This is a genomic window from Porphyromonas sp. C0026D3, assembly GCF_056590775.1.
The window spans coordinates 1-15,514 of sequence record NZ_JBWPWU010000009.1; the positions used below are offsets into that span (position 1 = coordinate 1).

A 15,514-nucleotide genomic window follows, 5' to 3' on the forward strand; every position below is an offset into this window, starting at 1 on the left:
CCTTAAAATCTCTTGCAAAATACTGTATTTCAATTAATTCAAAGAGCGATTAGTCCACTTTAACGGGACAGTAGTGACTTCAAGAGTAAAGAGGATATGTTCAAAAGTGTGGGAGACATGTTCTTCTTCAATCACATTTCTTCTTCAAGTGAAGGATCTCAATCAAAGTATTCCATTTCAGAAACACCTCTGAGAGACTTTATTGTAGAACAACTCTGTGCGATTAAGAACAGGATGGATTCCCTAAGTCAAATAAACAAAGGAGAGGCGAAGCATTTTCACTTCTATCGATTTATTCTTGAGCTCAAAGCTTTATATCCAAGTTTTGAAGATGAAATGAAAGCCTATGAGGAAAGAGAGTCCTCTTGCTGGATAAATATTATTGAATTGGCTAAGTCCAAAAAAGAGATATCGTCAAGTGAAACAAGCGAAGATATAGCTTCTTTGTTTAGGCATACTTATATAGGTCTTTCATTTAAAGACGCATTATTTTCAGGTTTGGATATTGAGCAACTGGACAAACTTTGGAATACTCTATACTCACAAATCAAAACACATTGATATGGAGAGGGGAGTACCTATACACGCTACACCGTATAAACTGAATCACTCTAACATATAGAGCAACCTAATACAGATCCTATAACACAATAAAGTTATGAAACGAATCCTATCAACCCTAACCGTACTGGTCATGCTACTCTCTTGTAGCCAAAACACTCCTGCACCTAACCAACAAGGTGATCAGAAGGGGACAGACAAAGAGCAGCAAGACCCTAACAAAAACAACGAGGGAGACCCTAGCGTAACCCCTCAAGGTGAGTATATCTGCTCTGGACATCAGATAAATCGCTACTACAAGATCAGTGACCTCTCCATCAAAGAGGATGCTCTCAAGAAAGATCAAAACGGGAGCTATACGATGACCGTGGAGTTTGTCACTAAGAACTTCTATGGCTATAGAAAGCCAGCAGCAGAGGTGAGCAAGTTTGCTCAGTGTGCCAAGAAGTTTGGAGATACCGCCTCTAGGATGACGTTTCCAGAAGCCATTGATCTAGGCTTTGCTTTATCGGCCTTTGTGAGCGATGTCACAATCACTACCGCAGAAGACTTTGACGCAACTCATTCCGCAGGCTCTTCACTATCAGACCTTGTCGAAATTGAGTATCTGACAGCCTATCCGAGTATCAAGCGTAACTATGCCCCAACAAGTCTAGAAGGGCTGATTGAGCCTAACGTGGACTACTCCGATCCTCGATATGGGGTGCAGCGCGTCAACAAGACTCTCAATAAGGTGTCGCAAGATGAGCTTGCGATGGTCTATCTAGCACCAGACAATGCAGTGATAGATCCACAGGATCCACAACACAAGAATATCCTCTATCGCCTGCGCTTCTCTAAAGCTCCTTCTAATAGCGTTCAAACAGTGACCATCAAGATCACAACGGACGAAGGTGTCTACACCGCAACAAAGAAAGTAGCCTTCTTGTAAAGGGCGAGCTACGTGTTACGCAACACATTAAAACTCGTGTAGGGGCGGATTTGTATCCGCCCCTACGTAACTCGGGTATCTTCTTGAAGTAAATATTTGACATCTCCTTTTCAAGTTGCGACTTTAAGGAGCTTTTCCTGATACACCCACTTTTGCTTTTGAATATGAGTGGAAGATTCTCGTTTGGAACAGCGCTTTTGTCTAACTGACAATCAAAAACTTGCACTTAATAATCACTTATAATACATAGAAGTATGAAAAAGAAATTACTGCTGTTTATGCTGTGTTTGAGCGTTGGAATGACTGCTCTTTCACAGAACAAGACTGATATCTATGGCCTATTGACGACCATGGATCATCCGTCAAAAGCCACTCAAGGAGCTATCCTTGCAATTATGACTGATGAAGCTTATATCCCGATACAAATTAAGGAGGGGGTGTATGCTACCGTGGCAAATCCGCAGTCCAATACACAAACACTATCGGGTAAGCCTATACAGCTAGACAGCATCTACCACTTTGTCTGTAGGCAAGATGGTGATGTCTACAGCTACGACTTCGAGCAACTCCATAAAGGGGCAAAATACGTCACTGTAGAGGAACTATTAGGGGGTAGGGTATTAGGGAGAGGATTGCGGGTAAGTAGGTGGAAATGAGAGCTGTTCGCACGATATCTCAGTGGTTTGCACTACGAGGTAAAGTGCAGAAAGCGTGGATTTGAGCAGAAGTTCCGTTACCAAATCGTTAGCCCATTCTCCGAATGGTAACGAAGAGGTAGGAGTAGGTAACTGACGGAAGTGTATTCGGTAAGGGAACTCTCTGCAATTCTGGCGCTGTTGCTCTGATATACAACGCTTTGCATAGCTGAGAACGCTTCGGTAACGGGTAACTTTGCCCATAAAAACAGAAGCGTATGCAAACAGACAAAATGAAGGTGTTGCTCTACCTCAAAAAGAGCGGATTGGACAGGTCGGGGCAAGCTCCGATTATGGGGCGGATAACCTACGGGCGAACGATAGCTCAATTCAGTTGCAAGCTGTCGTGCGACCCCAAGCTGTGGAATGCTCGTGAGAGCAGGCTGAACGGCAAGAGCCGTGAAGCTGTGGCAACGAATGGCAAGTTGGAGCGCTTGCTTCTCTCGGCGCAGTCGGCTTATCAAACCCTTTGTGAGCGAGGGATTGTCTTTACAGCGACCGACATCAAGGAGTTGCTGCAAGGCAGTATGCAAAGTCAAATCACTCTCTTGGAGCGATATGACCAAATGCTCGAAGAGATGAAGCAAAAGGTGGGGATAGAAATCAAGGGAACGACTTTAAGTAGTTACTTTACTATTCGAAAGCATCTGCGAGCCTTTATCGAGGAGAAGTTCCACACTTCAGATATTGCTTTCGGACTGATAGAGGAAGACTTCTTGGATTGCCTACAACACTACTCTGTCGGAAAGCTGGGGCATTCGCAAGGTCATTATCGTAAGATGGCATTAGCGGTGAAGAAGGTCTGCCGTCTGGCATATCGTGAAGGGTTGATAACGCGACAACTGTTTGCTCACGTAACGATCGAACGAGGGGAGAACAAACAACCTCGTGCATTGGATAGGGATTCGTTGGATAAGTTGCAGAGCCTCACCTTTGAGCCGTATGAAGTGGAGCTGGAAACTGCTCGAGACCTCTTTCTCTTCACCTGTTATACGGGTGTTGCCTACTGCGATATGGTTGCCCTTAGTCGGGAGCATCTCTTTACTGATGATGAGGGGGCATTATGGCTTAAGTTCCGCAGACAGAAGACCAATACGCTTTGTCGTGTGAAACTCTTATCTGAAGCGGTCCGTCTGATGGAGCGACATCAATCGGAAGAACGAACTACGCTCTTTGCTCCCATTGCTTATTCGGTTTACCTCTCCCAACTCAAAGCTATACAACTTCGAGCTGGCATCTCTATTCCCCTTTCGGCACACGTTGGTCGCCACACCTTTGCCACCTTGATTACGTTGGAGCGAGGAGTGCCGATCGAAACGGTGAGCCGCATGTTGGGGCATAGCAATATCCAAACGACCGAGCGATATGCTCATGTGACTCCGAAGAAGCTTTTCGATGAGTTTGAGCAATTTCTCTCTTTCACTGAAGAGCTAACCTTAACCTTGTAAGAGCTATGCGTAGTACATTCAGAATACTATTCTACATCAATAAGAGCAAGACCAAAGCAGATGGCACAACGGCAATCCTTTGCCGTATCACCATAGACGGAGAGAGCGTGGTGATAACCACAGGCGAAAGCACTACCCCTCACGATTGGAGCGTGAAGCGAGGGGAAACAAAGGAGAAGAAGACCAACCAACGCTTGCAAACCTTTCGGGAAAATGTCGAACAAGGCTACAATACCTTGCTTTACAAGTATGGAGCAGTAAGTGCCGAGTTGCTGAAGAACTACTTGCAGGGGGTCGGGAAAACTCCAACGACCCTGCTTGCTCTTAGTGCGGAAGAGCTCAAAGCCCAACGAGAGTGCAGTAGTGCGGGAACGTATAGGAACAATCGGTATGCCGATAGGCTGCTTAACTCTTTTGTTCGCAGTCGCAGTGAGCGGGATGTCCCCTTGTCGGCTCTTACGATTGAGTTCTTTGAGGATTATCGCTGCTATCTGAATATGGAGGGCTATGCACCCGCAACGATAAATAACCATCTCTGTTGGTTGAGTCGATTGATGTATCGAGCCGTCAGTCAGGGAACAATACGCTTCAATCCGTTTGAAGAGGTGAAGTATGAAGTCGTGGAGCGCAAACCTCGTTTTCTGAGTAAGGGCGATGTGGCAAAGCTCTTGGCATTCCCGTTGCAAGATGAAGGGGCAGAACTAAGCCGAAGAATGTTCCTTTTCTCCGTCTTTACAGGCTTGGCATTTGTTGATTTACAAGGGCTACGAGCTTCGCAAATCGAGACAAACAGCGAGGGGAAGCGGTATATTCGCAAGGCAAGACAGAAAACGGAGGTAGAAAGCTTGATCCCTTTGCATCCGATAGCGGAGCAGATACTCGCCCTTTACACGAAGGCGAAGAGCAGAGGAGACTACAAGATATTCCCCGATACAATGAGCGACTGGAAGCTACTTCGTCATCTCAAAGCCGTGGGGTTGGCTTGTGGCATCCGTACTCCGTTGACTTGGCACTGTGCAAGACACACGTTTGGGACGCTAACGCTAGAGGCTGGTGTGCCTATCGAGAGCATTGCTAAGATGATGGGGCATTCATCTATTGCCAGCACGCAAATCTACGCCCAAGTCACCGACAAGAAGATTTCAAAGGACATGGACAGAGTGACAAAAAAACAGTTGTCAAAGACTTCCTCTTTCTCACAAGAAAGATAGACATAGATAATAATATAGTCAATGATCCTTTTTGTAAAGGACCATTGACTATACCATCATTGGGAGACCTTTGCACAGAGGTCTCGGTCAGCTTTGAAAAGTTACTTAAAGCTGTATTTGGAATACACATCCGTGTCAGACTCTCTATGATATAGAGCCTTACAATCGTCTATGATATCCTCTGTATCAAATCCTTGAATGGCTCGGCCCATTAAGAAAGAGACCGTATAGTCGTTCCAGTCTTTGCCTAATGACGATGCTTTCACCGCTCCTTCATTGAGGTACTTCCACATTTCCGCTTCACTGATGTATTGCAACCAATAACACCATTTTGCCAAGCTCACCAGTCGGCATACGTCCCAAGCATACGTGGAGGTTGTGGTCCGGACTTGAGCCAAATCCGTTTTTAGCCCGTCTGCTATCAAAGTCTGCAGCTCAATAAGTTCCTCGGAAGAACCTCTTTGAGCAAGGACTTCGTCCAATTCCGTACTCCGCTCTAAATTAAGGAGAGCGTTTAGCGTCTCTAGAGCATCTTCCCGACCATTAATGCTCCATTGTTCTTGAAGCCCTGTCTTGTATACATTCATATTATCATCGGTGATAATACTAAGGATGTCCTCACTGCGATAACAAGACAAGATGGCTCCAAATACCAGTAACCTTTTCTTTTCCTCGGTGAGCGGTGTTTGAGGATGAGAAGCCAAAAAGGCTTTCAGGTTTTTCTTAGCAATGATGCGAGACACGATTTCAAACACGATAAAAGCAATAATCAAGACAGCGACTATTGCCACGATGATTTTCCAGATCATACAAGTATTATTTTGAAGTTGAACATAAGTCTATTATATCATATTTCCTACTTATCCACATGCTTCCCCATCATTTCTTCTACAGAAAGACAGAACCCGATCTCTTGGTAGATTTCAAGCAATAGGTCTTCGTTTAAAGATGTTTTCCCGCTAAGGCGAAGAAATCCTTTTGGCATATTGGAGGCATAATAAAATGTATCTCCGCTAAAGGAGAGCATCAAGTCATGAGTAAAGGAACAACGAAGAGCGGTAAGTTTCTTCATCATTGCCGGGGTCAAAATCATACGGGCTTCTACCTCGTCATCGGCATATACGGTAAAGAGACGTTCAAACTCGGGGTCTTCCAAATAAACAAACTTTGCTTTATGTCTCTCCCTCAGTTTTTGTATCGTCAGAGCGAAGTAGCCCAACTTATCCTCCAAATGGTCGGGAAGCAGCATAACAAATCCCCTGCAAGTTCTTGGAAGATGGCAGTAACCAAACATTCCCCTAAAGCTGAACATCGTACTCTCTACTTGTGCGCCCCACATCGGGCTGAAAATCGCCCGATAGAGGAGCCTAAAGGATCTCCATAGTTTAGTATTCTGTTCATTTGTTGCGGTTACTCCTATATCGGCTATTGTCAATGCTTGATGCTGAGTTGGGAAACTTAATGCACCGTAACTTGCCACTTGCAGAGTACCCTCCGACCTATTTGGGGTTCCGAATAGTCTGCTTGCCCGAATATCGGACACCTTTACTTCTTTTGTCGGAGAATAATTTGCATCCGGAAATAGCTGGTTGATAATTTGCCCCATTACTTTTTCCTCTTTCTGCTTCAGTACATTTAGGCATAAAGAGAACAGCGTATTGAGGACCACAAAGGCGACAAAGAATATGACGACATACGTTGCCGTTATTTGTGAGGTTTCATAATTGCCCGCATCGATGATATACCTTCCGAATATAGTGAATGCAAGCCAAAGCAGAGCCAAAGGGTAAACGGAATAAATGAGAAGCCTAACAATCTTACGCCACATAGCTATGTGGGTTAGTTGCCCACTCATTTGTTGAGCGACAATCTTGAAGTCAATCAAGTGGTCTTCTTTCATCAATTATTCGAAAATCTCCTTGATATGAATGTCGCCCAACTCACTTTCAGGAATTCGTATCAATGCTTCTTTCCCAAGATGTTTTCTTGATGCTATGTATGAAGACGGGAACATTTCTACGGCATTGTTGTAATCCGTTACGGTTGCGTTATAAGTTCGGCGTATAGCCTGCAATTCGTTCTCCATATCCGTTATCTGATATTGGAGATAGACAAACTGCTCATTGGCTTTGAGATCCGGATTACTCACAACAACGGCCTTAACTTGTTTGAGAAGAGCGGAGATTTCTGTCCCGTCCTTGATTTGTTCTGCTTCGGGGGCTCCGTCTGCTCGAGACCTTAGTTCGGCTATGCGGGTAAGGATTTCATTTTCGTGTCCCATATACGCTTTAAGAGATGCCACCAAATTGGGTATAAGGTCATTTCTCTGCTTGAGTGCCACACAAATGCCACTCCGGCATTGTTCCACCCTGTTTTTCTTGGCAATGAGATTATTAGAGGTGATTATACCCCAAATCAGTATAAGCACAGCTATTGCGATAAGGACACTCCCGGCAATTATTGATGCAGTCATACAAATTCGCTTGTCTCAATGATTATTTCTTAGTACTCTTGTCGTCTTCATAGTGGCGTCGTACTCTTTCCATACCCCCGAACGTTCTCCATCGGCATACTGTCCCTCTACAATCAAAATCGGATTTCCGTTGCGCAAAACTTCTTCTTTGTACGCCCCATGTAGCACGCCCATGCGATAAGTTCGTGTGACTTTGCTTTCAACGCCATCTCCCTGTTTCGTGAGTTTCCACTCGACCCCGTCTTTCTTCCCATTCACCCAACGGGTCTCAAGTATTTGAGCACCGTTTTGGCTGTCATACCGCTTCTCAAAGCCGTTTTCCACACTTTCCTGGTATTCTTTCTCCAAATCCAAACGACCGTCTTTGAAATAGGTTTTTACACAGCCATCGATTTTGCCCTTCTTCATAGGGGTAATCTTGCTGACAGTTTTGCCGTCTTGGTAGTACTCCGTGAACACCCCATTTCTTTTCCCCTGGTCGTACGCTCCCGTTTCTCTCAGTACACCATCCCGATAGCGGTGGTACTTGCCATCCATCAGTCCGTTAGAAAAGGAAATAGTCTCTTCGTCAAGCCCCCGCTTGATACGCCACTCTCCCTGCAAGGGTTTTCGGCTGTCCTTTTCGAAATAAACTGTCGTATTGTTTTCGCCCGATAGGGGTAAGAGTTCATCGCTTAGAATCACCTTTTGAGCCGATACCGAAAGGCTCAGCAACAGCGAGAAGAAAAAGAGAATATATCGATTCATATTATAATAGAATGCCCAATTATTTAATTGGTTACTTTTGCTTCATTGCCTGTTTAATAAACGTGAAACTATGTGCTTCGCTTCCTTTGTCCTTTGTTGCTTTAAGTTTCTCTGCTCTCGAGCATATAAGAAAATATCCTGCCTCTTTTATCAAGAGGCAAGAGCATACACAGATACTCAATGGCAAAGATAGAGTTTTTTGCGATACTCTGACCAAAACAATGGATAAAAACAAAGACCTACATCATTACCGATGAAGGTTTCTGTTGACATAGTTCTCACTCAGTATTCTGTTTATGTCTGAGAGCCGATAGAGAATCTTCCCTGCGATTTGGGTGTAAGGGATAATGCCCTTATCCCGATAGTCTTGCAGGGTACGAGGGGAAAGGAACAGTCTCTCGCAAACCTCCCGTCCTGTGAGATAGATTTCACCTTCAAAAAGAGGACGATGAGTTTGAGCGATACTTCTCACTCGATTCGTCAAACCTTTAATGCCAGAGATGAGTTTCTTCATCTCTGGTGTTTCTTTATTGATAGTTTCGTACTCCATAGTCGTTAACCTTTACGAGTGTTAGAGTTAGCGAGGAGAGCTTCCACATCCTCACGCTTGTAATAGCACTTATGTCCGATTTGGATAAAGGGCAGCACGGACGAGTCTCGATAATGCTGCAATGTTCGCTTGCTAATGTTCAGTATTCGGCATACATCCCCATTGTGTAATAAGTCAGGGAATTGAGCTGGTGGCGCAAACTGTTCATTGAAACTCTTTGTCAGCTCCTCGATGCACTCTTTCAGTTCCTCCCAAGCGGAAGTGTCAATGGCTGTAAATCTCATTTTGTTGTTGTGTTATTTGCGTTGTTATTACTTTCTGACGCAAAAGTAAGCAGGCTCTTCCATTATTCCTCCAAGCGCAGAGACAGCGGGATATACGAGGAAGTATTCGGAAGAGTGGCTCTTGCACACTCTCTAATTGTCCATACTTTATTCCATTGCGTCACTAGTTCAAGTAATCACTTCAATCCATCGAAGTAAAGCAACGCGATCCATAGCAAACAACACACTTTTCGTTAGTGCTATTTGCACACTCATAGAGCCTCTTTTCCTTCATTTGGATTGTGAAAAGGGGCTTTTCGTTGTGTCGTGTCAGAGAAAAGCGATGCACTCAGAAGCAAGAAAACCGTCCTTGTGCTTCTTGCGAAAAAACTCTTCTAACTTGGCTTTAGCTCTCGAAAAGGAGCTAATCATCAAAACAATGTAATACAAAGCAATCCGCACAATGAAAATAGAAGAAAAGGATAGCCCCTCCAAAAACGACCAAATAGAAGAGTATCTATCAGCTCTGTACGAGTTTCGGTACAACGCCGTGTTGCACCGAGCCGAGTATCGTCCACGAGGCAAGGGCGATTACACCTCCGTAGACCGCTATCGTATCAACACCCTCAAGCGAGCCTTGGACAAGGAGGCCAACATACAGACCTCAACAGATAATCTGTACAGCATTATTGAAAGCGATTTTTCCCCACGTATCAATCCCGTGCAAGACTATTTCCGAGCCTTACCGCTGACGAATGGTAATGCGGAAGCTATCACAGCTCTTGCCGACTGCGTGCAAGTAACCAATTCTGAGAAATGGGAGGAATACCTTACCAAGTGGCTCGTGGCTGTAGTAACCAATGCTATGGACGACAAGCAGTGTCGCAATCACACCTGCCTTGTGCTGACAGGCGAGCAAGGCAAGTTCAAAACGACCTTTCTAGACCTGCTCTGCCCTCCAGATCTATCCGACTACCGCTATACAGGAAAGATATATCCGCAGGAGAAAGATGTGCTGAGCCTTATCGGGCAAAACCTCATCATCAACATTGATGACCAACTCAAAGCTCTCAACAAGCGAGATGAAAACGAACTGAAGAACCTGATAACCTGTCCGCAGGTGAAGTACCGCATGCCTTACGAGAAGCACATTAAGGAGCGCCCCCACTTGGCAAGCTTCGTGGCATCGGTCAATGGCAACGACTTCCTCACAGACTCTACAGGGAGCAGGCATTTCCTCCCCTTTGGAGTATTGGCAATAGATATAGACAGTGCTAAAGCGATCCCGATGGATGCTGTTTACAGTGACGCTAAGCGACTACTGCATGAAGGCTTTCGCTATTGGTTCAATGATGAAGAGATTGTTGAGTTGCACAGAAACAGCGAAGCCTTCCAAGTCTATACAGCAGAGATGGAGCTGTTGCTCCGCTACTTCACATTTCCCTCGGAAGCTGAAATGGCTACGAAACGCTTCTATATGACCAATTCGGAGATTGTAGGGTATCTCTCCTGCTATACCCGACAACCCCTCTCTCCGAAACGAATGGGCGAAGCCCTGCGCAGGGCGGGCTATACGAGGGAGTGTCGCAGGATAAATGGCAATCCCGTATATGTCTATGCCGTCCGTAAGATTTACCCCGAGCAACCACCATAGCACTCTGTTGTTGCACTCCCTTTGTAATACCCCTTTCTCTTTTCTTTCCTATTCTCCTTACTACGTTACTACAACTAAGGATAATACAGTGAAAGAGAAAGGATTACAGAAGACATTCATCTTACGACAGATGTTACTACAATCCTTCTACGCTTCTACAGCTTGATAGAGAATAAGTGGTGTAGACAGATGGTGTAGTAGGATAAACCCCGATAAAGTGTTACACTTTTCTCTTTCACTGTCAATCACTTATCCTAGTGTAGAAAGGTAGTAAGATAAAAAGGGGAAAACTCCAAAAAGAGAAAATAGAATATGCGATGAGACTGCAAACAAAGAATACGAAGAATCCGTGAACAATGAATACGAACAATCCAAAGACAACAGCAATGAACAACGAATATTACGATCTACAACATCTTAAGGCAATACCAATAGCCGACTATCTGCATACTACCTATGGTATCGAACCTGCCAAGCGGTACAACGGTTATGCCCTTTATCATGCACCTTACCGAGAAGACTTCAATGCTAGTATGAAGGTAGACTTTCGGGAGAACTTGTGGCACGACTACGGCACAGGTCAAGGCGGAAGCCTCATAGACCTTGTGATGCGTATGCAAGGGTGTAGTGCTTATGAAGCGATGAAGCATCTTGCTGGAAAGCGAGATACAATCGTTGCACCCTCTTCCTTTCATCGTGAAGATCACATAGAGTACAGAAGAGATGAGCAGAGAGCAAATAATAGAAGGCATATCCTCTCCATTAGCGATGAGTTGCCCTCACATCTGCAACGCTATCTTCAAGAGGTTCGCAAGATAAATCTTCCAGTGGCAAGTGCTTATCTCCGTCACATTCACTACGAGGTAGGAGGACGAGAATACTCCACCATCGGATTTTCCAATCGTTCTGGCGGATATGAGCTTCGGGATGACAAAGCATTCAAGGGGACTATTGCGCCAAAGGATATATCTGTGATTGCAGGACGAGAGGAGAACGCCCCTCTCTGCATTTTTGAAGGCTTTATGGATTTCCTTTCCCTTCTTACGATAAATGGAAAAGAAACGGCTCCTTGCCTTGTATTGAACTCGGTCAGCAATATTTCGAGAGCCATCGCCTATCTCCATGAGCAAGACATTGACTTCGTTCGAGCGTTCCTCGATAATGACCCCGTAGGACGACAAGCACTCCTTACTATCCAATCATCAGGTGTGACGGTAGAGGATATGAGCAGGCACTATGCCCGATACAAAGACCTCAACGAGTTTCTTGTTGCACAACGAGAAGCGCAGAAGCCGAAAATAGCCCCTCGCAAAAAGGGGCTTAGACGATAACGCAAAAGAGAGAAATTTCAACAACAGAACCATCGGGTATTCGAAGAGACTAGAGCTGTAAAGCGTATAGATGTGAGCCTTTGTTTCAAGAGTTATGGCACCCCCTTGGAGTTGCAAGTTTGCTGGGGCAAACTTAGAAACAAAGACTCAGTGCATTCAGAGAATGCAAGCGCTTCAACGGCAGGCTGTGGGATAGGGCGGAGCGGGCATTTGGAGAAATGCCATAGCTTATTAGGGCATTTTCTTCACGCTCCACTTCGTTACCGCTAAAAAAGCCCTCCTGAGCCAAGGGGAAACAGCCCCTTTGGATACCCCTTAAAGCTATATTCAACTTATGGGCTACGCAGTATTACACATAGACAAAGCTCGGGGCAACGACTCGGCAATGAGTGCCCACATCGAGCGAACATTCGTGCCGAACAATGTCGATGCCTCTCGCACGCACCTCAATCGAGACTTGGTGCAATTCCCCGCAAATGTCACCAACCGTACAGAAGCTATTGCACATCGCATAGCAACGGCTGGTATCTACCGAAAGGTTGCGGACAATCAAGTTAAAGCACTTCGTTTCATCCTATCTGGATCACAAGAAGATATGCTCCAACTTGAAAGCGAAGGACGCTTAGAGGAGTGGTGCAATAGTACGATGCAGTGGCTTTATACCACCTTTGGCAAGGCAAACGTGGTGGCAGCCACACTTCATGCTGATGAAGAGACCCCGCACATACATGCGACAGTTGTCCCAATTGTCACGGGAGAAAGGAGAAAAGCCAAACAGGAAGCTGAGAATGGCAAGCGTAAGTACAAGACAAAGAAAAACAAGATACGGCTCTGTGCTGATGATTTGCTTACACCCAAGAAGCTCGAGGAGTATCAAACCTCCTACGCAGAGCAAATGCGACCATTTGGGCTGAGTAGAGGGGTACAAGGATCTGAAGCAAAGCATCGTACTAATATGGAGTATTACAAAGAGCTCCTCAAAGAGACCAAGCAGAAACAACTTGAGGAGGAAGAACTAATTCAAAAGGTCAGAGAGTTGGAAAAGCAGGCAGGCAAGCTCCGAGTAAAGGGTACGCTCTACTCGCTATTTGGCAACTCCGAACTTGACAAGGCGGAACGGCGTATCGAAGAGTTGGAGCAGGAAGTTGAACGGCAACGACATCTTTCGGAAAAGGAGAAAGCCGAAATCCGCAAGGAGGTCATTATCCTTCAGGACACCAATAGAGATAAGGACAAGACTATCTCTGAACAACACCGAGAAATCAAGGTGTACGAGGAGGAGCGGAGTTTTATCAAACGCTTCTTCCACAGCTTCTACCTCTTGCTCAACATTCGCTTGATGCTCCGCAAAATGGGCTTTGATGATGATACGGTGGTCAAGATGCACAAAGATCAAGAGATAGTCCGTGGTACGGCTACGGCATATTCGGGAATGTACAAACGAAACTTCACGGAGGAAAATGCCGAGCTACGCATTATAACCAACGAGAAGCGTCAGCCTATTCTTACCATCAATGGACTATCTGTTCCAGATTGGTGCGAAGAGAAGTGGAAACAGCTTGTCAATCGTAATCGCTCGCAACGACTGTAAGTGTAAAAAAAGAAGTGTATTTGCTGCAAAAGGCAAGACTGTCGTATTGGCATCGAGATTCGGCTTCGGTCATATACGATAAGTATACTCTCTTTACTTTCGTGCTTTTTCCTTTGTGTTTTATCCATTTCTAATATATTCAAAGAAGGTATCCCAAAACTTTGGGACACCTTCTTCAAAATTACATTGAAGGAGAAACTACTGTCCGTAATTCTCTTTCAACACCGTTTGCATCTTCTGCTTTTTTCTTTTTCGGAGTTCATTTAAAGATGTACTGTTAATACCATCGAAAAAATCTACTATAAATAATTTGCTCATATCCTGTTGTTTTTCACCAAACGCCAATAGTGTTGTCCTAAAGCAGTAAGTTTACAGCTTTTTGAATGCATTGCTGCAAAATACATAAACTCCTCACCAACAGGTTCCACAAAGCCAATACTTTGAAGTTTCTGCAATAGCTTAAATTGCTTTACGTGATCAGGCTTGGCAAATGGCTTTACAACCTTATGCTCAATTTTTGGAGCATTCGTATCTTCAAAAGATGGATCCAAAAAGAACTCTTCTTCAGCTGTTTTAAACAGATTTGTCAATTCGCGTATCACATCATTGGTAACCTTAGGACTTACGGTTCTGAGGGGAGAAAATTCACACACATTGGTTTTGAAGACTGGCCGTTGTTCCCAGCATCCAAAAGACCGATCAATGTAAGCATAGATGCCACCAATAGTTATATTCCCTGAAAAATCTGAAGCTCCTCCCCGTAAAGCATCACAAAGAAGTTCTGTAAAGACTCCATGACCTCCCATTTCCATTGCTAATTCATCTTTACGGCATGCGGTCAATATAGAAACACCTTCTCGTAATTCACTGTTCGCAGACTCTATATTCTCCGCAATATTACCCGCATGGCAACAGTCAAGAATTATAATCTTGTTTTTTACCTTAGACTTGTTTACTATATTCATAATGCTAGACATCTGCAACCCCGTATAATAACTACCACGATTATATCCGTCTGGTAAAACTAATTCCCCCCCCGTTGAATTAACAAAACCATGTCCGGAAAAATATAACAATGCTATTTCTTCATCTCCACTAAAGAGTTCTTCAATAGCGTGCATCGCTTCTCTAGAGGTTTGGACATTCAATAGGTCTTTGATATCAAAATTTTTAGAGCCATCCCCATTCCTTTCTAAGACGGAGTGGAGTGACTTTACATCTTCGACACATCCAGATAGAGCATCTCCACACGGATAATCGTTAATACCAATAAGTAGCGCTTTTTTCATAAGCTATTTAATTGCAAAGTTCTTAACAGCATTAGCTACAGAAGTTGCATTCCAACCAACTATAATAGTTGCAGCATCCCTTACAACTTTAGATATTTTTTCCGCTCCCCATGGTGCTACAGCAATAATTGGCTTATTGTATTTCTTGGCAATTTCAATTTCCTTGTTAATCCATTTGCTGTAAGAAGCATAAACACCTGCTAGGATAATAACACAACTACACCCTCTTACTTTAGCTTCTATTTTTTCATATAGTTCCTTGTCTGTCCCATTCGTATGAACGGGGTCATATTTGGGAACAGAGTGGTTGTAGAAAAGAACGCCTTTTCCCCTTAAAAATTCTTCGACCTTATCGTATTCTTTTGAGTAAGCCCACGAATGAGATATAAATATTCTGTACATATTAAAGCAAGCCAGTCCTTAGCTGGGGTCTTAAATTACTAATCTCTAGACATAGAGCAACAAGCATGCCAAACCACAACGAACTGTCAGATGAGACAAAATGTCTTGTAACTGTTTTTCTTGCAGACTAACTCCCTCTATTAAGAAAATACATTAGGGCAATCACATTTGAACTTTCAATAAGGCTATTTGCTTCATAGTTGTTATCTACATATGACAAAACACGTAACAACCTACGTGTTCTCTTGTAAAACATAGAGGGAAAGGACAAGAACTACACAAACATTCAAAGGCGTAAGCCATGAGAAACACACTCAAGAACGCTTACTTTTCCTCGCAAATATGTACCTTTGCAAGTGATAATAGTG

Annotated in this window: 16 protein-coding genes; 8 read left to right on the forward strand and 8 right to left on the reverse strand. The window is 44.2% G+C overall.

What is annotated here, in order from left to right; genetic code table 11:
* The first annotated feature begins 96 nt into the window (after positions 1–96).
* The 5 genes from AC1EK1_RS07770 (at position 97) to AC1EK1_RS07790 (ending at position 4,846) form a co-directional block, all read left to right on the forward strand.
* A complete protein-coding gene (locus AC1EK1_RS07770) occupies positions 97–561 on the forward strand; it encodes a hypothetical protein (RefSeq protein WP_480306870.1) in 465 nt (154 codons plus the stop codon).
* Positions 562–658: 97 nt separating this feature from the next.
* Positions 659–1,492, forward strand: a complete 834-nt coding sequence (locus tag AC1EK1_RS07775; protein WP_480306872.1) for a hypothetical protein — start codon at positions 659–661, stop codon at positions 1,490–1,492.
* Positions 1,493–1,746: 254 nt separating this feature from the next.
* Complete coding sequence (locus AC1EK1_RS07780) at positions 1,747–2,148, forward strand: hypothetical protein (RefSeq protein WP_480306874.1); 402 nt, start codon at positions 1,747–1,749, stop codon at positions 2,146–2,148.
* A gap of 257 nt (positions 2,149–2,405) precedes the next feature.
* A complete protein-coding gene (locus AC1EK1_RS07785; protein ID WP_480306876.1) occupies positions 2,406–3,635 on the forward strand; it encodes a site-specific integrase in 1,230 nt (409 codons plus the stop codon).
* 5 nt (positions 3,636–3,640) lie between these two features.
* Positions 3,641–4,846, forward strand: coding sequence for a tyrosine-type recombinase/integrase (locus tag AC1EK1_RS07790; protein ID WP_480306878.1), 1,206 nt, complete (start codon positions 3,641–3,643; stop codon positions 4,844–4,846).
* 101 nt (positions 4,847–4,947) lie between these two features.
* Here AC1EK1_RS07790 and AC1EK1_RS07795 read toward each other — a convergent pair whose 3' ends face one another.
* From AC1EK1_RS07795 to AC1EK1_RS07820, 6 genes are all read right to left on the reverse strand, one after another.
* Positions 4,948–5,655, reverse strand: coding sequence for a DUF1266 domain-containing protein (locus tag AC1EK1_RS07795; RefSeq protein WP_480306880.1), 708 nt, complete (start codon positions 5,653–5,655; stop codon positions 4,948–4,950).
* A 47-nt stretch (positions 5,656–5,702) separates the two neighbouring features.
* Positions 5,703–6,746 carry a DUF3137 domain-containing protein gene (locus AC1EK1_RS07800; RefSeq protein ID WP_480306983.1) on the reverse strand — a complete coding sequence of 348 codons (1,044 nt, stop codon included), beginning with the start codon at positions 6,744–6,746 and terminating at the stop codon, positions 5,703–5,705.
* Between the two features lie 3 nt (positions 6,747–6,749).
* Positions 6,750–7,319 (reverse strand): LemA family protein, encoded by a 570-nt coding sequence (locus tag AC1EK1_RS07805; RefSeq protein WP_480306882.1) that lies wholly within the window; start codon positions 7,317–7,319, stop codon positions 6,750–6,752.
* Between the two features lie 15 nt (positions 7,320–7,334).
* Entirely contained in the window at positions 7,335–8,066 is a 732-nt protein-coding gene (locus AC1EK1_RS07810) for a toxin-antitoxin system YwqK family antitoxin (RefSeq protein ID WP_480306884.1), read from the reverse strand.
* A gap of 247 nt (positions 8,067–8,313) precedes the next feature.
* Positions 8,314–8,616, reverse strand: coding sequence for a helix-turn-helix domain-containing protein (locus AC1EK1_RS07815; RefSeq protein WP_480306886.1), 303 nt, complete (start codon positions 8,614–8,616; stop codon positions 8,314–8,316).
* A 5-nt stretch (positions 8,617–8,621) separates the two neighbouring features.
* A complete protein-coding gene (locus tag AC1EK1_RS07820; RefSeq protein ID WP_039865857.1) occupies positions 8,622–8,900 on the reverse strand; it encodes a helix-turn-helix domain-containing protein in 279 nt (92 codons plus the stop codon).
* A gap of 442 nt (positions 8,901–9,342) precedes the next feature.
* On the opposite strand from AC1EK1_RS07820, the gene AC1EK1_RS07825 reads away from it, so the two are divergent.
* From AC1EK1_RS07825 to mobV, 3 genes are all read left to right on the forward strand, one after another.
* Complete coding sequence (locus AC1EK1_RS07825; RefSeq protein ID WP_480306888.1) at positions 9,343–10,533, forward strand: VapE domain-containing protein; 1,191 nt, start codon at positions 9,343–9,345, stop codon at positions 10,531–10,533.
* A gap of 386 nt (positions 10,534–10,919) precedes the next feature.
* Positions 10,920–11,864 (forward strand): toprim domain-containing protein, encoded by a 945-nt coding sequence (locus tag AC1EK1_RS07830; protein WP_480306985.1) that lies wholly within the window; start codon positions 10,920–10,922, stop codon positions 11,862–11,864.
* Between the two features lie 334 nt (positions 11,865–12,198).
* Complete coding sequence (gene mobV, locus AC1EK1_RS07835; protein WP_480306890.1) at positions 12,199–13,455, forward strand: MobV family relaxase; 1,257 nt, start codon at positions 12,199–12,201, stop codon at positions 13,453–13,455.
* A 314-nt stretch (positions 13,456–13,769) separates the two neighbouring features.
* Here the strand turns inward: mobV and AC1EK1_RS07840 are convergent, their stop codons facing one another.
* Both AC1EK1_RS07840 and AC1EK1_RS07845 read right to left on the reverse strand, forming a co-directional pair.
* Positions 13,770–14,744, reverse strand: coding sequence for a caspase family protein (locus AC1EK1_RS07840; RefSeq protein ID WP_480306892.1), 975 nt, complete (start codon positions 14,742–14,744; stop codon positions 13,770–13,772).
* A 3-nt stretch (positions 14,745–14,747) separates the two neighbouring features.
* Positions 14,748–15,146: a TIR domain-containing protein gene (locus AC1EK1_RS07845; RefSeq protein WP_480306894.1), complete on the reverse strand. Its 399-nt coding sequence runs from the start codon at positions 15,144–15,146 to the stop codon at positions 14,748–14,750.
* Between the last annotated feature and the right edge of the window lie 368 nt (positions 15,147–15,514).